The sequence below is a fragment of the Nocardiopsis alkaliphila YIM 80379 genome (assembly GCF_000341005.1).
GTDB classification, from domain to species: domain Bacteria; phylum Actinomycetota; class Actinomycetes; order Streptosporangiales; family Streptosporangiaceae; genus Nocardiopsis; species Nocardiopsis alkaliphila.
The window spans coordinates 16,178-36,002 of the sequence record NZ_ANBD01000019.1 but is presented as its reverse complement, the minus strand read 5'-3'; the positions used below and the strand labels follow the sequence as shown (position 1 = coordinate 36,002).

General features: G+C 68.4%; 15 protein-coding genes. 6 read left to right on the top strand and 9 right to left on the bottom strand.

What is annotated here, in order from left to right:
* The first annotated feature begins 146 nt into the window (after positions 1-146).
* From D472_RS0102215 to D472_RS0102205, 3 genes are all read left to right on the top strand, one after another.
* Positions 147-1,451: a GAF domain-containing protein gene (locus D472_RS0102215; protein WP_017602870.1), complete on the top strand. Its 1,305-nt coding sequence runs from the start codon at positions 147-149 to the stop codon at positions 1,449-1,451.
* Positions 1,452-2,200: 749 nt separating this feature from the next.
* A complete protein-coding gene (locus tag D472_RS0102210) occupies positions 2,201-3,433 on the top strand; it encodes an aminotransferase class I/II-fold pyridoxal phosphate-dependent enzyme (RefSeq protein WP_083903354.1) in 1,233 nt (410 codons plus the stop codon).
* Between the two features lie 52 nt (positions 3,434-3,485).
* A complete protein-coding gene (locus D472_RS0102205) occupies positions 3,486-4,436 on the top strand; it encodes a D-alanine--D-alanine ligase family protein (protein ID WP_026117304.1) in 951 nt (316 codons plus the stop codon).
* A 364-nt stretch (positions 4,437-4,800) separates the two neighbouring features.
* On the opposite strand, the gene D472_RS0102200 is transcribed toward D472_RS0102205, so the two are convergent.
* From D472_RS0102200 to D472_RS0102180, 5 genes are all read right to left on the bottom strand, one after another.
* On the bottom strand, positions 4,801-6,243 hold the full coding sequence (locus D472_RS0102200; RefSeq protein ID WP_017602867.1) for an NCS2 family permease: 1,443 nt from the start codon (positions 6,241-6,243) through the stop codon (positions 4,801-4,803).
* A gap of 212 nt (positions 6,244-6,455) precedes the next feature.
* Complete coding sequence (pucD, locus tag D472_RS0102195; protein ID WP_017602866.1) at positions 6,456-8,888, bottom strand: xanthine dehydrogenase subunit D; 2,433 nt, start codon at positions 8,886-8,888, stop codon at positions 6,456-6,458.
* Complete coding sequence (locus D472_RS0102190) at positions 8,888-10,246, bottom strand: 8-oxoguanine deaminase (protein ID WP_017602865.1); 1,359 nt, start codon at positions 10,244-10,246, stop codon at positions 8,888-8,890. Before D472_RS0102190 ends, pucD begins: the two co-directional genes overlap by 1 nt.
* Positions 10,243-10,758 (bottom strand): (2Fe-2S)-binding protein, encoded by a 516-nt coding sequence (locus tag D472_RS0102185; protein WP_017602864.1) that lies wholly within the window; start codon positions 10,756-10,758, stop codon positions 10,243-10,245. The genes D472_RS0102190 and D472_RS0102185 overlap by 4 nt, the downstream gene beginning before the upstream one ends.
* A complete protein-coding gene (locus D472_RS0102180) occupies positions 10,749-11,618 on the bottom strand; it encodes an FAD binding domain-containing protein (RefSeq protein ID WP_017602863.1) in 870 nt (289 codons plus the stop codon). The genes D472_RS0102185 and D472_RS0102180 overlap by 10 nt, the downstream gene beginning before the upstream one ends.
* A gap of 315 nt (positions 11,619-11,933) precedes the next feature.
* Between D472_RS0102180 and D472_RS0102175 the strand changes: the two genes are divergently transcribed.
* Together D472_RS0102175 and D472_RS0102170 are read left to right on the top strand one after the other, a co-directional pair.
* Positions 11,934-13,499 (top strand): PucR family transcriptional regulator, encoded by a 1,566-nt coding sequence (locus D472_RS0102175; protein WP_017602862.1) that lies wholly within the window; start codon positions 11,934-11,936, stop codon positions 13,497-13,499.
* Between the two features lie 37 nt (positions 13,500-13,536).
* A complete protein-coding gene (locus D472_RS0102170) occupies positions 13,537-14,244 on the top strand; it encodes a pentapeptide repeat-containing protein (RefSeq protein WP_017602861.1) in 708 nt (235 codons plus the stop codon).
* Between the two features lie 46 nt (positions 14,245-14,290).
* On the opposite strand, the gene D472_RS0102165 is transcribed toward D472_RS0102170, so the two are convergent.
* Positions 14,291-15,145: an NAD(P)H-binding protein gene (locus tag D472_RS0102165; RefSeq protein WP_017602860.1), complete on the bottom strand. Its 855-nt coding sequence runs from the start codon at positions 15,143-15,145 to the stop codon at positions 14,291-14,293.
* An 81-nt stretch (positions 15,146-15,226) separates the two neighbouring features.
* Here D472_RS0102165 and D472_RS0102160 point away from each other — a divergent pair, with 81 nt between their 5' ends.
* Positions 15,227-16,243 carry an AraC family transcriptional regulator gene (locus D472_RS0102160; RefSeq protein WP_017602859.1) on the top strand — a complete coding sequence of 339 codons (1,017 nt, stop codon included), beginning with the start codon at positions 15,227-15,229 and terminating at the stop codon, positions 16,241-16,243.
* Here the strand turns inward: D472_RS0102160 and D472_RS0102155 are convergent.
* From D472_RS0102155 to D472_RS0102145, 3 genes are all read right to left on the bottom strand, one after another.
* A complete protein-coding gene (locus D472_RS0102155) occupies positions 16,220-17,194 on the bottom strand; it encodes an alpha/beta hydrolase (protein ID WP_017602858.1) in 975 nt (324 codons plus the stop codon). The genes D472_RS0102160 and D472_RS0102155 overlap by 24 nt on opposite strands.
* An 81-nt stretch (positions 17,195-17,275) precedes the next feature.
* Positions 17,276-18,202, bottom strand: coding sequence for an aminoglycoside phosphotransferase family protein (locus D472_RS0102150; RefSeq protein ID WP_017602857.1), 927 nt, complete (start codon positions 18,200-18,202; stop codon positions 17,276-17,278).
* A gap of 138 nt (positions 18,203-18,340) precedes the next feature.
* Positions 18,341-19,594 (bottom strand): cytochrome P450, encoded by a 1,254-nt coding sequence (locus D472_RS0102145; protein ID WP_026117303.1) that lies wholly within the window; start codon positions 19,592-19,594, stop codon positions 18,341-18,343.
* Positions 19,595-19,825: the final 231 nt, after the last annotated feature.

Here is a 19,825-nt window from a genome sequence, read left to right as displayed (position 1 = left end):
AGCGTTCAGGGCGTTCGGTGTGCCCTGTCATGGACGAAGCAGCAGACTTGTGAACGTCATGGACGTCGACCACATCCACACCACTGAGAAGGAGGTAGGGGCTTTCTCCACGGCCCGAGCGCCGGGACAACCGCCCCGAAAACCAGATGACCTTTCCTGCGCTGGACACGGCGCTGCCCCTTGGGGCGGACGCACACGAGCACGCCGACCTGCTCCGTCGTGCCCACGAGGCGTCGCTCGCGGGGCGACGCCCACCAGCGTCGCTACGTCCGGTGGTCGAGGATTCCTGGCGGCGGATGCGGGGTTTGGACATCGACCCCGACGCCGGCCCTCCGCCGCGGGTGGCCCGTTTGGACGAACTGCAGCGCCATCGCGATGCCTCACCCTTGGCCGAGGTCCTGCCCCTGATCCGAGGTTCCCTGCTCTCGGTGGCGGACCAGGCCGACCACATCATGCTGGTGACCGACGCCACCGGTCAGGTGCTCTGGCGGGACGGGTCCCGTCGGATGCGCACGATCGGCGACCGTGTCGGATTGGTCGAGGGTTCCTATTGGAACGAGGGTAGTACCGGTACCAACGCCATTGGTACCGCCTTGGTGGTGGGCCGTCCCGTACAGATCTACTCCGCCGAACACTACGTTCGCAATCTGCACGCCCTCACCTGTGCCTGCGCGCCCGTGCACGATCCCCGTGACGAGAATCTGCTGGGCGCCATCAACGTCACCGGGCCGGTTTCCACCATCCATCCCGCCACCCTGGCCCTGGTCAGCGCGGTCGCCCAGTTGGCCGAGGCACACCTGCAGAGCATCCATCACACCCATTTGGAGCGACTGCGATCGGTGGCCGCACCCCTGCTGGCCGGACTCACCCGTCCGGCCCTGATCGTGGACCAGAGCGGTTGGGTCGCCGCTGCGGTGCACATGGAACCGATGCGCCGGGTGCTACTGCCCACGAACTGCGAGGCGGGAACGATGTGGCTGCCGGCCCTGGGTGAATGCGCGCTGGAGCCACTGCCGGGTGGTTGGCTCCTCCGCCCCTGTCCCGAGGAGTCGGCCAAGGCCTCCTGCGTCACCCTGGACGTGTCCAAACGAGGGGCCCATACGGTGACCGTGTCCGGCCCCAGCGGCGAGTGGGTGCACAACCTGACTCCACGCCACTCCGAACTCCTGCTCCTGTTGGCCGTGCACCGACAAGGCCGTTCCGGTGCCCAACTGTCCCAAGACGTGTTCGGTTCCCAGAACCACGTGGTCACGGTGCGGGCCGAACTCTCTCGCATGCGACGCAACCTGGGTGGGGTGATCGAAAGTCGCCCCTACCGTTTCTGTGACGGCGTGGAGGTCCGAGTCCAGGGACCTTCGTCACCGGCGGACCTGATGCCCCATTCCCTGGCCCCCGGTGTGCGAGTTCTTCGGGACCACACCGAAGGGGAGGATCTGTTCGACTGCCCTTAGAGACCGAATCGCAACCTTTTGCAACCGTTGCCGTTGCGGGGCGTATGCGATCAACTGGTTTCGCGCGGCCCGCTCGTCGGTGGGGACCTCCGGGCAAGAGAGGGCACGGAAAACGTCCACCGGCGCGGGACGCGTCCGTGTCCTGCGGACCTTGAGGGGGGTTACGGGGGCGAGGACGGACGCGTCCGACGGGAACGCCCGCGAGGCTCGGGGGAACCTCGCCGAGGCGAACGCGTGCGAGTCGGTACGGCCCGGAGCCGTCGCTTCACTCCGGGCCGTACCACCACTTCGAAGAACACTCACCCCCTCTTCGACACGGTTGAAGAGGACCCATGATCGGGAACTTCCCACGTGAGCCGCACCGTGCTCCCGGGTACCTTCACCACATGTGCCGCATCCGAGCGGTCGGACGTGCGGCATGGCACACGAAAGCCCTGCTGGAGCGTGTCCCCATGGGCACTGGGCTACACTCAGGACATTTACCGAACCGCGCTCAGTGGTTCACCCGACCGACTCACCAGGTGTCACCACGGCCCGGCCGTCCCCGGTGACCCCACGTGAACCAAAGGGTCCGACGCGGCGTCGAACCGAAAGACGAAGACGTCTTGACACCGACCCGCGCAGAGACCACCAGACCGTCCTTCCTTCGGAGGTGGACCGTGTCCGCTGACCACCGAGAGCAGCAGCCCGGCCAACAGGGCTCGCGAATCGACCCCCACGTCGGCCGTTACGCACACCGAGCACAGGGCATGGTCGCATCGGAGGTCAGGGCACTCTTCGCCGTCGCGTCCCGCCCCGAGGTCGTCTCCCTGGCCGGTGGCATGCCCAACGTCGCCGCGCTGCCCCTCGATCAGATCGGCGACCTGGTCAAGGACGTGGTCTCCGAAGAGGGTGCCGCCGCCCTGCAGTACGGTTCGGCCCAGGGCGACCCCGTCCTGCGCGAGCAGATCTGCGACTACATGACCTTGGAGGGCATCCAGGCCGCCCCCGACGACGTCATCGTCACCGTCGGTTCCCAACAGGCCCTGGACCTGCTCACCCGCGTCTTCGTCGACCCCGGTGACGTCGTGCTGACCGAGGCCCCCACCTACGTCACCGCGATCAACACCTTCGCCGCCTTCCAGGCCGACATCCGTCACGTGGGCATGGACGACGATGGCGTCGACGCCGACGAACTCGATCGCGCGCTTACCCAGGCCTCCAGGGACGGACGTACCGTCAAGTTCTTCTACACGATTCCCAACTTCCAAAACCCCGCCGGCATCACCATGAGCACCGAACGCCGAGCCCGGGTGATGGAGGTCTGTCGACGTCACGACGTCCTCATCATCGAGGACAACCCCTACGGTCTGCTCCGTTACGACGGCGAACCCCAGCCCACCCTCTATTCCCAGGGCGAGGGCAACGTCATCTACCTGGGCTCGCTGTCCAAGACCCTCTCCCCGGGCCTGCGCATCGGCTGGGCCCTGGCCCCGTCCGCGGTTCGCGCCAAACTCGTCTTGGCCGCCGAGTCGGCGATGCTCAGCCACTCCACGTTCAACCAGCTCGTGGTCCGCCGCTACCTGCACACCTTTCCGTGGCAGGAGCAGATCAAGACGTTCAACAGCATGTACAGCGAACGCCGAGACGCCATGCTCGGAGCGCTGAGCGCGATGATGCCCGACGGCTGCACCTGGACCAAGCCCGAGGGCGGGTTCTTCGTCTGGGCCACCCTGCCAGAGGGCATCGACGCCAAGGCCATGCTGCCGCGTGCGGTCAACGAACGCGTCGCCTACGTGCCCGGCACCGGCTTCTACGCGGACGACCGTGGCCGCGACAGTATGCGACTGAGTTTTTGCTACCCCACCCCCGAACAGATCCGGGAGGGCGTACGCAGACTCGTCGGCGCCATCGAAGGCGAACTCGACCTACGCGACACGTTCGGACCCGCCATGGCCAAGCCCAGTGAGGGCAGCCAGGCGCCCACCCCCGACCTGCCCTGAACACCCTGAGGGGCACCAGAAGATGACAGAAGCACAGAAGGAGGTCCGCGCCGTGGCCGATCTTGACCGGGTACTCGTTCTCGCCGGAGGCCTGTCCCCCGAACACGAGGTGAGCGTCCACTCCGGCCGCGGCGTCGCCGAGGCCCTACGCCGACTGGGCGTCGAGGTGCAGGTCGCCGACGTCGACTCCGGACTGCTCCAGCGCCTGGCCGACGATCCGCCCCAGGTGGTCTTCCCCGTCCTGCACGGGTCCGCCGGGGAGGACGGGGCGATCCGCGAGGTCCTGGAATTGGTCGGTGCGCCCTACGTGGGCGCCCGCCCCCACGCCTGCCGCTTGGCCTACGCCAAGCCCGCGGCCAAGGCCCTACTCGCCGAGAAGGGCGTGCGGGTGCCGCGTGGGGCCACCCTCCCCAAGTCGGCCTTCCACGACCTGGGCGCCCCCGCACTCTTGGACAAGCTCACCGAACGGCTGGGTCTGCCGCTGTTCGTCAAGCCCGACCGCGGTGGCTCGGCTTTCGGCGCCGCCCCGGTGACCTCGACCAAGGACCTGTCCACCGCCCTGGTCTCCTGCTTCGCCTACAGTGACACGGCGCTCGTGGAGGAGCAGGTCCAGGGGACCGAACTGGCCGTGGGCGTACTGGACACCGGAGACGGCCCCGTGGCCTTGCCTCCGGTGGAGATCGTCCCCGACGGCGGTGTGTACGACTACGCCGCTCGCTACACGGCCGGTCGCACCGAGTTCTTCTGCCCGTCTCGCCTGAGCGAGGAGACCGTCCGGGCCGCCACCGAGGTGGCCCTGACCGCTCACCGAACCCTGGGCCTGCGTGACCTGTCCCGCACCGACCTCATCGTCGACCCCGACGGCGAGGTCGTCTTCTTGGAGACCAACGTCGCTCCAGGCCTGACCGAGACCTCCACGTTCCCGATGGCCGCCGCCGCTGCGGGGTTGGACTTCGGGGTCCTTTGCCGCGAACTCGCCCACCAGGCGCATTTGCGCGGCTGAGCGAGCTGATCGTCCCCACGGGGCTGCTCCCTGGCCCAGGAACCGGATCTTCGGATCGACTTCCAGGGAGCAGTCCATACGCGCCGGGCCCGTGCGAGTCCTTGCCCGGTGACGGTTCGGCGGAGACGACCGTGCCTATGGCGCTCCGGGGCGAGTGGTTCCTGCGGATTCACGGACCCGGCCACCGGTACCGGCTACGGGCACGTCCCCACCAGGCTGGGACCACACATCTGGAACGATCCACGCGAGGTGGCACTACGCGGCGTCCTGGCCGACCGTCGGGAAAAGGTCGCCTCCTGAACACACCGATGGCCGGACCACCGTCGACACGACGGAGTCCGGCCACGAAGCACTGGGCGGGTACTCACAGCCCCAGGGCATGCATGGCGAAGTGGAACGCGAACACCGCGCTCATGATCCACATCAGCCAACCGACCTCCGTGAAGCGGCCCTGCGCCGACTTGATCAGGGTGTGCGCGATGATCCCGATACCGATCCCGGTCGCGATGTCGAACGCGAACGGCATCATCACGATGGTCAAGAACGCGGGGATGGCCACCGAGATGTCCGTCCACACGATCTGCCCCACGTGCATCATCATCATGGCGCCCACCAGCACCATCGCCACCGACGCCGCCTCGGCCGGCACCATACCGAACACCGGGGCGAAGAAGATCGCGCTGAGGAAGAGCAGGCCGGTCACCACACTGGACAGACCCGTGCGGGCTCCCTCGCTCACCCCCGCGGTGGACTCCACGAACACCAGGGTGGCCGAGGAGCTGGTCAGACCACCGGTCACCGCACCGGCGCCATCGACCACCAGGATCTGGTTGACCCGGGGCATCTGCCCACCCTCGCCGGCGAGGTCGGCCTTGGTGCCGATGGCCAGGATGGTGCCCAGGGCGTCGAAGAACCCGGCCAGTACCAAGGTGAAGAGGATGACTCCGGCGGTGGTCACCCCCGCAGACGTCCAGGCGCCGAACAGGTCCACCTGGAACAGCAACCCGAAATCGGGAGCGGCCAGCGGGCTGGAAGGCAATTGGGGGACGCCACTGCCCCAGACTCCGGGAGCCAGACGCAGCGCGTAGTGCAAGATGACGGCGAGCACGGTGGCGCCGATGATCCCATAGAAGATCGCCCCGGGCACGTTGCGGGCCAACAGGACCGAGGCCAAGACCAGGCCGGCCACGAACACCAGGATCGGCCATCCGTCCAGGTGTCCACCCCCGCCCGCCACGCCGAGTTGCAGTAGGCTTCCGCCCTCGCCGGCACTGACGAACCCGGCGTTGGCCAGGCCGATCAGCGACACGAACAGGCCGATACCCACACCGATGGCGAGTTTGAGGTTGAGAGGCAGCGCGTTCATCACCGCGGTGCGCACCCCGGTGACGACCATGAGGATGATGGCGATGCCCTGCCACACCACCAGACCCATCACCTCGGGCCAGGTCATGACGGGTGCGGCCTGGTAGGCGACCACCGCCATCACGCCCAGGGCGGCCGCGCAGGCGATCGGGGCACGGCCCACCACGCCCATCATGATCGTGACCAGCCCTGCGGCCAAGGCGGTCATGGTGGTCAGCCGGTCGGCCGAAAGCTGTTCACCGTTCACGTCGGTGACGCCACTGAGGATGATCGGGTTCAAAACGATGATGTAGGCCATCGCCATGAAGGTCGTCAAACCTCCGCGCACCTCCCGGCCGAAGGTGGAACCTCGTTCACCGATGAGGAAGAAGCGATCGAGCCAGGAGCCATCCGTGCCGGTGCGCGCTGGGGAGTGTGCTCCGAGGTCGTCGGGTCGGTTCATGTCCCCTCCTGGAGGGAGATGAGCACGGCGCTGCCGCGTGTAAGGAGTTGGCTACTTTGTGTAGCCATATTTGGCGTGTCGGGACGGCATCGTCCCGAGCCGCCCACCTCGGCGCCGAGGTGGGCGGCACATTCGAGGCGGCGGTTGGTGGGGGAGGGGCGGCGGACGCGGCCACCCCTCCCGCCCCGTGGGCGGCTCAGTCCATCGAGGAGCTACAGGTCGATACCGACGATGTCCTCGGGACGCACCGGCGCGTGGGTGAGCGGACGCTTGGTCGCGTCGCGCACAGCGGCCACGATCGCCGGAGTGGACGACAACGTGGGCGGCTCGCCCGCACCGCGCAGTCCGTACGGCGAGTGCGGGTCGGGGCGCTCCAACACGTCGATGCGCATCGGCGGGGTGTCGAGGATGGTGGGGATGAGGTAGTCGGTGAAGGACGGGTTGCGGATCTGGCCGTCCTTGACCTGGATCTCCTCCATCAGGGCCAACCCCAGTCCCTGGGCGGACCCGCCCTGGATCTGACCGGCGAGTTGCTGGGGGTGCAGCACCTTGCCCACGTCCTGGACCGCGTCCAAGGCCACGACCTTGACCAGGCCCAGCTCCACGTCCACGTCCACCACGGCCCGATGCACGCACATTCCGAACTGGGTGTGCGAGGCGCCCTGCCCCAGCTCCGGGTCGATCATCTCGGTGGGTCGATGGTGATATTCACGGGTGTGCTCGACCACGGTGCCGCCCTCGGCGGACTCGCCCAGCAGGTCGGCCAACGACACCAACACGCCGGCGGTGGCCGAGACGACCTTGCCGCCCTCCAAGGTCAGCTCGGTGTCCTCGATTCCGGCCGGCACCAGACCCTTGGCCCGGGCCGACTCGAACACCTCCGCACGCACCGAGGCGCACGCGGTGCGCACCGCGCCACCGGTCATGTACGACTGGCGCGAGGCCGACGACGAACCGGCCGAACCCACCTGGGTATCGGAGGGGGCGATGACGACCTTCTCCACCCCGAGTTCGGTACGCGCGATCTGCCCCTTGACCGTCACCAGCCCTTGGCCGACCTCCGCGGCCGCCGTGTGCACCAGCACCACCGGCTCACCGGCCACGATCTCCAGCCGCACCCGAGCGGTGGAGTAGTCGTCGAACCCCTCGGAGAAGCACAGGTTCTTGAGCCCAACGCCATAACCCACGCCACGCACCACACCCTCGCCACGGGTGGTTCCGGCCACACCGCCGGGCAGGGTGCGCTGGTCGGAGGGGTCCTCCAGTTCGGCGCGCTCCACCGGCATCGGAAGGTCACGACAGCGCTCCAACATCTCCGCCATCGGCAGCGGCATGTCGATCTCCTGCCCGGTGATGATCCGGGATCCCTGCGCCATGGCGTTCTTGATCCGCAGGTCCACCGGGTGCATCCCCAACTTCTGGGCGAGCTTGTCCATCTGGGACTCGTAGCCGAAACAGGCCTGCACCGCACCGAATCCGCGCATCGCACCGCAGGGAGGGTTGGTGGTGTACACGCCATAGGCGTCCACCAGTACGTTCGGCACCTCGTAGGGGCCGATGCCCAGGGATGAGGCCACACCCACCACCGCGGGGGTCGCCGACGCGTAGGCGCCGCCGTCCACGATGATCTCGGCGGTGGCGTACAGCAGCGTACCGTCGGCCTTGGCGCCGTGTTCATAGCGCATCTTGGCCGGGTGACGGTGCACGTGCCCGTAGAAGGACTCCTCCCGGTTGTAGACGAACTTGACCGGTTTGCCGGTGTGCAACGCCAACATGCACGCGTGGATCTGCATCGACAGGTCCTCACGGGCACCGAACGCGCCGCCCACGCCGGCCAGGGTCAGACGTACCTTCTCTTGGGGCAACCCCAGGGCCGGGGCGATCTGGCGCTGGTCCACGTGCAGCCATTGGGTGGCCACGTACAGGTCCACACCGCCGTCCTCGGCGGGGATCGCCATCCCCGACTCCGGTCCCAGGAAGGCCTGGTCCTGCATGCCCACCTCGTACTCGGTGGTCACCACGGCGTCGGCCTCGGCGCGCAACCGCTCCAGGGCCTGCTCCTGACCCTCCTTGGAGGTGGCCACGTCCACGAACGCGCCCGTACGGATGGGCTGGTAGCGCAGCCGGTTGCCGCTCTGGTTGAGCTCGGGGTGCTCGGGCAGTTCGCCCTTGTCGTGCACGAGCGGACAGTCGGGGTCCAAGGCCGCCCTGCGCGAGTCGCTGATCGGTTCCAGAACCTCGTAGTCGACCTTGATGCGCTCCATCGCGCGACGGGCGGTCTCAGGATGGTCGGCGGCCACGATCGCCACCGCCTCACCCTTGTAACGCACCTTGTCGAAGGCCAACACCGGCTGGTCCTGGTGCTCCAGGCCATAGCGCTTGGCCCCCGGCACGTCCTCGTGGGTGAGCACCGCCTGCACCCCGGGCACCTTCAACGCCGCGGTGATGTCGATACCGTGGATGCGGGCGTGTGGGTGAGGGCTGCGCAGGGTCGCGCCCCACAACATGTCCTCCATCCACATGTCCGACGAGTACGCGAACTCGCCGGTGACCTTCAACGTGCCGTCCGGACGGCGCGGGCTGGAACCCACTCCGTCCTTGGTGGTGCTGGACAGGTCCGTGACGGTACGGGTCGTCGCCGCCATCAGCGGCTCACCTCCTGGGTCAGACTCCGATGCGCCGCTCGACCGCGCTCGTAGGCGGTCTCGGCCGACAAGGTGCGCAGTTCGCCGCGGTCGACGACGGTGTCCCCGCCGACCAGAAGCCGCTCCAAGGGCGGGGTGGGGCCGAACACCATCGCCACGACCGGGTCGTCGATGACGTTGTGGCCGGAGCCGTCCACCCGCCACAGGGCCAGGTCGGCGAGCTTGCCCACCGACACCGAACCCATCTCCCGATCGCGGCCCAGGACCCGGGCGCCGCCCAAGGTGGCCATTTCCAGCGACTGTCGAGCGGTCAGTGCCTGTGGTCCCTTGCGGGCACGCGCCATCAGCAACGCTTGACGCATCTCCCCCGCCATGGTCGACAGCTCGCTGGAGGCCGGGCCGTCCACCCCCAGGCCGACCTTGACGTCGGCCTCGAGCAGTTCGGTCACCCGACAGATGCCCGCTCCCAGTCGGGCATTGGAACTGGGGCAGTGCGCCACACCGGTGCCGGTGGCGGCGATCCGCCCGATCGCGGCGTCCGACAGGTGCACCGCGTGCGCGAACCACACGTCGTCGCCCAGCCAGCCGAGCCTTTCGGCGTACTCCACGGGGGTACATCCGAACTCGGCCAGACACTGCTCCTCCTCGTCGAGCGTCTCGGCCATGTGGGTGTGCAGACGCACTCCCTTGTCCCGAGCCAGCGCCGCGGCCTGGACCATCAACTCTCGGGAGACCGAGAACGGCGAACAGGGCGCCACCGCGATCCGCGTCAGGGAGTCGAAGGAGGCGTCGTGGTGGGCATCGATCGCCGCGGCCGTTCCGGCCAAAGCGCCCTCCAGGGTCTCCACGACGTCGTCCGGGGGCAGACCGCCCTGGCTTCGACCACGGTCCATCGAACCACGGGCCAGGTCCAAACGGATGCCCACCTCACGGGCGGCCTCCACTTCGGCGGCCACGATGTCACCGCGTCCGGCCGGGTAGATGTAGTGGTGGTCGGAGGCGGTGGTGCACCCCGACAACGCCAAGTGCGCGAGTCCGGCCGACGTCGTACCCGACACCACGTCGGCGTCCAGGCGGTGCCAGATCTCGTAGGAACCCACCAGCCACTCGAAGAGCGTGTTGTCGGCGAACAGCCCCTGGGTCGCCCACTGGTAGAGGTGGTGGTGCGTGTTGACCAGGCCGGGCGTGAGCACGAGGCCCCGGCCATCGATCCGCTCGACCTCGCCCTCCACGGCCGGAGCGGGTCCCGAACCCACGGCCTCGATCCGGCCATCGCGCACCACGACGTGCCCGCCGGGATGTTCGGGACCGTCCACGGTCACCACATGGGCACCCTCGACCACGATCACCCGGCTCATGAGGCACTCCCGGCCTCGGCGCGGCGCTCGGCGGCCAGGTGCACCGCGTCGATGATCTTCTCGTAGCCGGTGCAGCGGCACAGGTTGCCGGCCAGGGCCTCACGGATCTCGGCGTCCGCCGGCGCCTTCTTACCGGCACCCACGGTGCGTTCCAACAGGTCGTCGGTCTGCACCAGTAGACCCGGAGTGCAAAAACCGCACTGCACGGCACCCATCTCCACGAACGCCTCCTGTACGTCGCTCAGGCTGCGGTCGCCGCCCTTGCCGGGCTCCTTGGCCAGACCCTCCACGGTACGCACCCGGCGCCCCTCGGCCTGCCCGGCGGCGATCATGCACGAACACGCGGTCACCCCATCGAAGTAGACCGTGCAGGAACCGCACTCGCCCTGCTCGCAGGCGTTCTTGCTGCCGGGCAACCCCAAGCGCTCACGGAGCACGTACAGCAGGCTCTCGCCCGGCCAGACGTTGTCGGCGGTGACGTCCTCACCATTGACGTTGAAACTCACGCGCATCGCGTGGACCCCTTCCGGTAGTCGGTGACGGACCAACTCAGTGCACGGCGCGCCATGACCGACAGTGCGTGCTTGCGGTACTCGGAGCTGCCTCGCTGGTCATCGATGGGGCGGGCGGCAGCGGCCACCAACTCGCCGAAGCGACGCACGACCGTCTCCTGTAGGGGACGGCCGTTCTCCCAGTCGAACTCGGCCTCCAAGAACTCCTCGGCGGCCTCCGCGCGCAGCGGGGTGGGGCCGGCCGAACCGACCCCGGTGCCCACCTTCCGGTTCTCGGTGTCCAACGCCAGGCTGAAGGAGGTCACGGCGATCACCATGGCGTTACGGGTGCCGATCTTGGCGAACTGCTGTGGACCCGTGGGACGGGGGAGCAGGATCGCGGTGATCAACTCGTCCTCACGCAGAGCGGTCGTGCGCAACGACAGGTAGAAGTCGCGAGCCCTGACCCTGCGGCGGCCGCGCACCGACGCCAGTTCGATCTCGGCGTCCGTGGCCAGCAGCGGGGGATGGGCCTCCCCGGCGGGAGAGGCGCCACCGAGGTTGCCCCCCACCGTGCCCCGATTGCGGATCTGGGGAGAGGCCACCGTCCGCGAGGCCTTGGCCAGGGCCGGCGCGTTCGCCGACAGGTTCTCGATGATCTTCGTGTACGGGACCCCGGCGCCCAAACGGATGTGGTCGCCCTCTCCACCCCACTCGGTCAGTTCGGGCACCCGGGTCAGGTCGATCAGCGCCGAAGGACGGCGTTTGTCGAAGTTCAGTTCCACCATCACGTCGGTGCCGCCCATGATGGGCACACCGTCGGGGTGGGCACTCCTGGCCTCTAGGGCCTCCACCAGTGTGGATGGCCGCAGAAATTCCATGTTCGTCCTCGTCCTGCGCAATGGTCCGGTCATGTCCCCGTCGACGCGAACGCTCGTCGACACCGATGCTTCTGGTGAACAGTGGTTGATCCTGTGAAGTACACCACTGGAAAAACCCTTTCTGCCAGCCGGTAATGACATGAAGTGATCGAGGAACGAAGGCCGACCTTTGGTCGTTTCCTACAAGTGGTACCGGTGAGAACATCGGAACGACCCCTGACATGGTGTTCGACACCGCGCCTCCTGGGACACACTGTGTCCTGACATGCGGGATCCTTGGTGAGGACACGCCCACTCCGGCAACGAAGGACGTTCATGCGGATCAGTGACCTGATCGCCGTCAAGAGACTGCACCTGCGGTTCCTGGCGGGGGCGGAGCACGCCCAACGTGACATCCGGTGGGCCTACACCACTGACCTGCTCGAGCCCGCCCGCTACCTACGCGGCGGCGAACTCGTGCTGACCGGGATGATGTGGCGCACCGGTCCCGAGGACTCCGAGACGTTCGTGTCCTCGGTCCGCGGCGCCGGAGCCGTGGCCATCGGTGCCGGAACCGCGTTGGGCGAGGTCCCCGGCGACCTGGTCGCCGCCTGCCGTGCCCACGAGGTCCCCCTCGTGGAGATCCCCGCGGAGACCTCCTTCGGCGCCGTGACCGAAGAGGTACTGCGCTCACTCACCCAACGCCGTTTCACCACCATCGCCGAGACCCGTGACCGCCACCGCCGTCTCATGGCCGACGTCGCCTCCGGAGCCGACTTCCCCCACGCCTTCGCCTCGGCCGCCATCCAGGCCGGTATCCAAGCGTGGATGATCTCCTCCACCGGACGCTCCATCGCCTCCTCGGGTACGCCCCTGTCCGCCGCCGAACGAGAACACCTCTCCGCCAAAGCGCTGACCTGGTCCTCCTTCCCGCACGCCACCAGGGCCGCCGAGGACGATCGCACCTTCACGCTCCTGCCCGTGCGCGCCAAGGAGTCCCACCCGCTGGCCGGCTGGCTCATGGTCGTCGCCGGCGACCACACCACCTGGAGCGAGGAGGAACACGAGACGGTCGCCGAACTCGTCTCGGTCGGGGTCCTGTCCCGCAGTCGTGAGGAAGAACGCGCCCTGACCACCGCACGCCACCTGGAGGGACTGCCCCGCCTGCTCGCCGCCCAACGTTTCGACGAGGTCGCCACCCTGATGAGCGGGGTCGGCGACAACGGAGCCTTTGATGACCGCACGCACGTGGTGGTCAGCGCGACGATGCTGCCCGAGCCCCGAGTACCCGACCTGGCCCGCCGGGTGGTGACCGAACTGGTCGCCGAGCGCCCCGGAGCCGTGGTCACCGGAGACAACGATGCCTTGGCGGTCATTCCGGTGGGCGGCCCCGACCACCGAGCCATTGGCGAGGCCCTCCGCGTCGACCTGGTCCACCGTGCCGGTGTCCTGGAGCCCGCCCTGCTCGACTATCGTCTGGCCATCGGTCTGAGCTCGGCCGCTCAGGGAATCACCGAGTTGCGCGGTGCCGCCGTCGAGGCCCGTCACGCCCGTCGCCTGGCCGAACTGCGCGGTGGTCGCTCCCGGGTCATCGCCGGTGCGGAGATCGACTCCCACGAACTCCTGCTGGCCTCGGTTCCCGAGGAGGTACAGACCTCCTACCGCGAACGCCTCCTGGGCCCTTTGGTGGAGTACGACCGTGACCACCGCTCGGAGCTGGTGGAGACCCTGGAACGGTTTTTGGACCACTCCGGGTCCTGGCAGCGCTGCGCCGCAGCCATGCACGTGCACGTCAACACCCTGCGCTACCGCATCGGTCGGGTGGAGGAGCTCACCGGACGCGACCTGAGCAACCTCGAGCACCGAGTAGACCTGTTCCTGGCGCTGAAACTGCGCGACTGACCGCGTCCCGTCGGCCTCGAGCGCTAGGGTCCTGGGCGTGAGCACCGATCTTCTCGCCACCGCCGAGACCACCGACGCAGACCTGTCCGACCTCGACCTGCGCGAGGTGTTGTCCCAGGACGCGGGCGCGCCACCCCGCGTCCTGACCCGTTGCGACCTCAGTGGTGCGGATCTGCGTGATGCCCACCTGGTGGACGCCCGCTTGGTGGACTGTCGTCTGGACGGGGCTCGTCTGGACCGTGCCGTGCTGGAAGGAGCGGTCGTGATCGGAGGTAGTGCCTCGGCGACCTCCTTCGCCCACACCGAGTGCACCGACGCCCGATTCGAGAGGGTGGACCTGGCCAACACCCGATGGCAGGGCGCCCTGCTCACCGACACCGTCTTCCAGGGGTGCCGGATGACCGGCGCGGGGCTGACCTCGCTGCGGGGGATCGGCTACACCTTCGCCCAGTGCAACCTCATGCTGGCCCGCTGCAAGGGGTTGGTCCTGCGCGGACAGACCCTGGAAGGGTTGCGCATGGACGAGGCCGACCTGTCCGCGGCCGACCTGCGCGAGACGGTGTGGGTGGATTCGCGCCTGCGTGGAGCCAACCTGGTGGCCGCGAAGTTCGCCGGAGCCGACCTGCGCGGCGCGGATCTGGGAGAGGTGCCCTTGGACCAGGCCGCTCATCTGCGCGGAGCCACCATCGGCTCCACCCAGGCCGGGACGATCCTGGCCTGCCTGGGCATCACCGTCGCCGATTAGCGTAGACCGCGCAGGGGCACCGAGAGGGCCCCTGCGCGGAACCGGCTCAGCCCTGCTGCCAGGGCGGCCGGGTGAACGCCTTTCGGGCGAAGGTACCGAAACCGGTGGGCGCACGACCCAGCGCGTCTCGCACCCCCGGGGCCGACCGGCCCTCCAGGCCACGAGGAATGGGGGACAGGGCCGCCGCCATCACGTGCGCGTCCTGCCGCGACCACCCGGCGGCCAGTCGATCGGCCACGTACTCCTCCACGGACAAGGCCTCGTATCGCACCGGACTTCCCAGGACGGCGGAGATCGCCCGGACGGTCTCGTCCAGGGTCAACGCCTCGGCACCGGACAATTCGTAGATGCGTCCGTGGTGGCCGGACCCGGTCAGCGCGGCGACCGCCACCTCGGCGATGTCGTCGGTGTCGATCCAGCTCACCCTGCCCTGCCCGGTGGGAAGCCGCAAGACTCCCTCCCGGACCCCCTCCATCAACAGACCCTCGCTCAGGTTCTGCGCGAACCATCCCGGACGCAGCAAAGTCCACTCCATTTCGGTGGCACGCACCGCGGCCTCCCCCAGCAGGTGGATCGGTGGAAAGTCCATCGCTTCGAAATAGCCGGGCTGATCCGCTCCATAGGCGGACAACAACACGACGCGTTCCACTCCCATCCGCGCCGCGCGTTCGATGAACGCGGGGGCGAGGGGCTCGGGATCGTACTGCACCAGGTACATCGAACCCGCGCCCTCGAGCACCCCGTCCCAAGTGGAACGGTCCCGCCAATCGAAGGTCCATTCCGCCGAACGCGAGGCCGCCCGTACCTCGTATCCGCCCTCGCGTAGCAGCCGGGCCACCCGGCCGCCGGTCATACCCCTCGCACCGACCACCAGGATCGGCTTCTCATCGTGGTTCGTCATAAAAACGAGTCAACTGCGACCAGAGGAGACGTTCCATGGTTGAAAGGCTCAGGTCGATATCCGAGCGTCTACGATGATGTCGTGGATGCCCTCGCCGACCTCCTCCAAGGAGTCCGCGCCCAAGGCGCGCTCTTCAGCAAGTCCGTCATGACCCCGCCCTGGGCACTGCGCTTCGACCACGACTCGCCCCTGACCCTGGTCACCATGGTGCGCGGTCAGGCCTGGATCGTGCCCGGGGCGGGCGAGCCCTTGCGTCTGGAGGCCGGTGACACCGCCCTGTTGCGCGCTCCGGGCCCGCACACCATCGCCGACCCCGTCGACGCCCCCATCAGCTGCACCGTCCTGAGCGAACAGCTGTGCCTGGGCCCGGACGGTGAACCATTGGTCGAAGAGGCCGCCCTGGGCCTGCGCACCTACGGTGACTCCCTCGACGCCCCGGATCTGTTGTTGAGCGGCTACTACGAGGTCCCCAAAGAGTTGAGTCGGCGCCTGTTCGCCACCCTGCCCCCGATCTTGATCGTCCCCGCGGACGAGTACCAGGACCGGTGGGGCGCGATGATCGAAGCCGAGATCTCCTGTACGGCTCCCGGACAGCAATTGGTCCTGGACAGGTTGCTGGACCTGGCCCTGATCACCAAACTGCGAGACTGGTTCGCCCTGCCCGGGGCCAAGCCACCCGCCTGGTACACCGCCATGGCCGACCCGGTGGTCGGCCGAGCCCTGCGCCTACTGCACAACCGTCCCGCCCACCCCTGGACGGTGGCCACCCTGGCGGAGAACTGCGGGGTCTCCCGGGCAGCCCTGGCCCGCACCTTCAAGAGCCTGGTGGGCGTCCCGCCCATGACCTACCTGGCCGATTGGCGGGTCAGCTTGGCCGCCGAGCGATTGCGCGACACCGATGACACCGTCGACAGCATCGCCCGCCGATTCGGCTATTCCACCGCCTTCGCGCTCAGTGCCGCCTTCAAACGCCTGCGCGGCACCACACCCACGGAGCACCGCCGAAGGGCCAGGGGTGAATCGACGATGAAGGGAACGGGGCCCATCGACGACTCGACGGATCCGCGAACCGACTCAGTCGGTCAGGACCCGTCGTAGCCAGGGCAGGCGCTGGGACTGCGCGCAACGGCTCAGGGCGGCGTCCTGGGCGACCGAATCGAAGGCGTGGTACCCGCCCGGCCACACGTGCAGCTCGGCCTGGCCACCGGCCTTCCAGATCCGGGAGGCGTACTCCACCACCTCGTCGCGAAAGGTCTCGGCCGATCCCACGTCCAGGAAAGCCGGAGGCAGGTTCGACAGATCCCTCGCACGTGCCGGCGCCGCGTAGGGCGACACGTCCGGACCACCCTGAGCGCCTTGGAGCAGGCAGTCCCAGGCGGTGGCGTTGGAGGTACGATCCCACATGCCCACACCCGCCATCTGGTGGGCGGAGACCGAGTCGTTGCGGTCGTCCAGCATGGGATAGAGCAGCAACTGCGCCCGGATGGCGGGGCCACCCCGATCGCGGGCCAGCAGGTTGACGGCGGCGGCCAGGCCACCTCCGGCGCTGGCACCACCGACCACCACCCGGTTCGGGTCCACACCCAGCTCGGCGACGCTCTCGTGCAGCCACACCAGCCCGGTGTAGCAGTCCTCGACCGGCGTGGGGTGGGGGTGCTCGGGCGCCAACCGGTAGTCCACCGACACCACGATCAGGTCCAGTTCATGGGCGTAGGCGAGCAGGGTCGGGATCTCACCGCCCCGGTGGACGCCACCGATCATGCCGCCACCGTGGATCCAGTAGAGGGCGCCGGTGTTGGTGCTCACCTCGCGCGGACGCCACACCAGTAGCGGGACCCCGTGGCCGTCGGGCCCCACCGCGATGTGCTCGTGTTCGGTGAAGGCCCCGCCCAGCGTCATGTCCGTCTCGTCTCCGGGAGCCTGGCGGACACCGCGCTCTCGCAGGGCGCCGATCATGTCGCGAGTGATGGCCGCAGGGAGCTCGCTGTTGAGCTCGACCAGGGACGGTACCAGTTCGGGGTCGAAGGGAGGACGCGGGGGAACGGACATCAAGACCCTTTCCTCAGGTGACAGGAAGCGTCGGAACCCTATCGAACACCCCCGAAATCCCTTAGGCCGGCCTCGACCACATCACCCCAAGGCCTGGTCGATGAGGGCGTGGGTGCGCGGCACCCGGCACCGGGCCGCCTCCAGCCAAAGACAATCCTGGAGTAGTCGTACCCGCGTCCAGGCGCGTGCCCGGTCCCGATCCAGCCCGGCGACCTCGGTGAGGAGATCGAATCGGCGCCGGATGGCGCGCACCGGGTCACCGGTCTCCTCGGCCTCGGCCCAACGGTTGCGCAGCGCCGGTAGTAGCTCTGAACCCGGGTCGCCGACCAGCGGTTTGGGGTCGATGGCCGACCAGGGTCCGCGTTCGGCGCCGGGCGAGTCCTCCAACGGCGCCAGGACGTTCTCGTAGTGCAGGTCCCAGTGCAACAGACGGTCACCGGGTTCGTCGGCGAGTTCGTCCGCCAGACTCGCCCAACGCTCGATCACCGGGCGCCAGGACTCCTCGACCTCCGGCAGCCGGGCCCGCCCTCGAACGGCGATGTCTCGGGCCAGGGGGCCTGATCGACGTACCTTTGCCACACCCGGATGGGAGCTCAGCCGCGCGATCAGGGTAGCGATGACCTCCAAGGCCGACTCGATGGGCTCGGCGTCCAACCGGCGCCCGGCGTCCAGGCGCTCCAACAGCATCGCTCCGGTCCCGCGATCATGCGCCAACAGTCGGACCGATCCGTCCCCGTCCCAGGCACGCAACGCCAAGGGTTCGCCCTCGGTCTCGGCGTCTTGCGGCTGGAGTTTGAGAACGGCCCGGGATCCGTCGCCGCGACGGACCGGGATCACCAAGGCCACCGCCCCGTGCATGGGCTCGCCGGTCACCGTCAGCCCCCAACGGTCGAGTCGCTGAGCGGCCAGAGCGGGGAGACCCTGTGCCCAGGCGGGGCCGAAGAAGGAGGTGACGGTCTCGACCAGGGCCGGCGGCACGACGATGGGATCGGTGGGGCCGTGCTCCATGCCGGAAACTCCTCAAGGCGTCGAAGAACAGGATGGCCAACGATGACCGGCGCCCTCGACCGGTCTTCAAAGCCGCGAGAACGCGCGGGAAGCACGGGGTGCGTATCTCACCCGCCGATCGTCTTCCGCCTCTCCGCTCTACCGCTCACCCGTGGTGACCGGGAACGTGGCCAATCCGCGAACGGTCAGTGTGTCACGCCGGGTCGGCATCGCGGTGGGACGCAATCCCGGTATTCGCCGACTCAAGGCTCGCAGGGCGATCTCGCCCTCCAACCGGGCCAACGGCGCACCCAGGCAGTAGTGCACCCCGCCGGAAAAGGACAGGTGCTCGGAGGCGTTGGCACGAGCGATGTCGAAGTGGTCGGGCTCGGTGAAGTGTCGGGGGTCGCGATTGGCGGACCCGAGCAGGCACATGACCTGTTGGCCCGCACTGATGGGTACACCCTCGACCTCGGTGTCACGGTGCGCCCAACGCCCGGTGAGCTGGACCGGTGAGTCGTAACGCAAAACCTCCTCCACGGCACCACCGGCCAGTTCCGGCTCGGCGACCAGACGTTCCCACTCCTGGCGGTGGCGCAGCAGCGCCATCACCCCGTTCCCGATCAGGTTCACCGTGGTCTCGAACCCGGCCACCAGCAACAACCGGAACATCGCGCCCAGCTCGGCCGCGCTCATCCCTCCCTCGTCGTGGCGAGCGACCAGGTCGGAGACCACGTCCTCACGCGGATCCGCTCGACGCTCGATCACCAAACGCTCGATCAACACGTCCAGCTCCGCCGTCGCCTCCTGGATCTGACGCAGCTGACGCGCGGAGCGGGCCCCGTCCAGGGCGGCGCCGATGACGTTGCCGATGCGATCGAAATCGGTCTGGTCACGTTCGGGAACGCCCAACAGGCCACTGATCACGATGATGGGCAAGGGCTGGGCGAAGTCACGCATCAGGTCGAAGCCACCGCGTTCCAGGGCGCGGTCGAGGAGGTCCTCGGTGATCTTCTCGATCTCGACGCGATACCCCTCCATCCGGCGTGGGGAGAAGGCCGGGCGGGCCATTTTGCGCAACCGGGTGTGGTCGGGAGGGTCTTGTTGTAGGAACGACAGGTCCATCACGTTGAACTGCTCGGCGACGTTGAAGTCTCCGGGGGGCCGAACCCCGAAGTCGCGACTGCGCAGGATCTGATCGACCGCGGTGCGGGTGGTGGCGGCGTGGAAGGGCAGACGGCTGGAGACCACCGGCCCCAGGTCGCGCAGGCGCCGGTAGGTCGGAAAGGGGTTCTCCCGCCAGGGCCGGTGCAGGAGCCGAGCGGGATGGTCTCCGGTCTGGGCGATGAGCCACGACACGCCGTGGGCGGTGCGCAGTCGGCCGTCGATACGAAGGGTTTCGAGAATCTCCACGGTCACGCCTTCTCGTCTCGGGGACACTCTTTCGACCCTAGGCGGACCTTCCTCGGCCAAGGGCCCATCCGCAGGGTTGGCCGTCTGTGGCCAGATGGGAACCATGCGCACCGGTCCGGTCGTTGGCATCGCTCTTGGAGCCGTCTTCCTTCCCGGCACGATCCCCCTGACGCGCCCGAGGAGCAGGCACCGTGACGATGGTTCGGGCGGGGACGGGCCAAGCCCTAGACT

Bases quoted from the DNA above. Each gene is read 5' to 3' on its own strand.
- D472_RS0102215 (WP_017602870.1), top strand. From the start codon at position 147: ATGACCTTTCCTGCGCTGGACACGGCGCTGCCCCTTGGGGCGGACGCA.
- D472_RS0102210 (WP_083903354.1), top strand. From the start codon at position 2,201: ATGGTCGCATCGGAGGTCAGGGCACTCTTCGCCGTCGCGTCCCGCCCC.
- D472_RS0102200 (WP_017602867.1), bottom strand. From the start codon at position 6,243: ATGAACCGACCCGACGACCTCGGAGCACACTCCCCAGCGCGCACCGGC.
- pucD (WP_017602866.1), bottom strand. From the start codon at position 8,888: ATGGCGGCGACGACCCGTACCGTCACGGACCTGTCCAGCACCACCAAG.
- D472_RS0102190 (WP_017602865.1), bottom strand. From the start codon at position 10,246: ATGAGCCGGGTGATCGTGGTCGAGGGTGCCCATGTGGTGACCGTGGAC.
- D472_RS0102185 (WP_017602864.1), bottom strand. From the start codon at position 10,758: ATGCGCGTGAGTTTCAACGTCAATGGTGAGGACGTCACCGCCGACAAC.
- D472_RS0102180 (WP_017602863.1), bottom strand. From the start codon at position 11,618: ATGGAATTTCTGCGGCCATCCACACTGGTGGAGGCCCTAGAGGCCAGG.
- D472_RS0102175 (WP_017602862.1), top strand. From the start codon at position 11,934: ATGCGGATCAGTGACCTGATCGCCGTCAAGAGACTGCACCTGCGGTTC.
- D472_RS0102165 (WP_017602860.1), bottom strand. From the start codon at position 15,145: ATGACGAACCACGATGAGAAGCCGATCCTGGTGGTCGGTGCGAGGGGT.
- D472_RS0102155 (WP_017602858.1), bottom strand. From the start codon at position 17,194: ATGTCCGTTCCCCCGCGTCCTCCCTTCGACCCCGAACTGGTACCGTCC.
- D472_RS0102150 (WP_017602857.1), bottom strand. From the start codon at position 18,202: ATGGAGCACGGCCCCACCGATCCCATCGTCGTGCCGCCGGCCCTGGTC.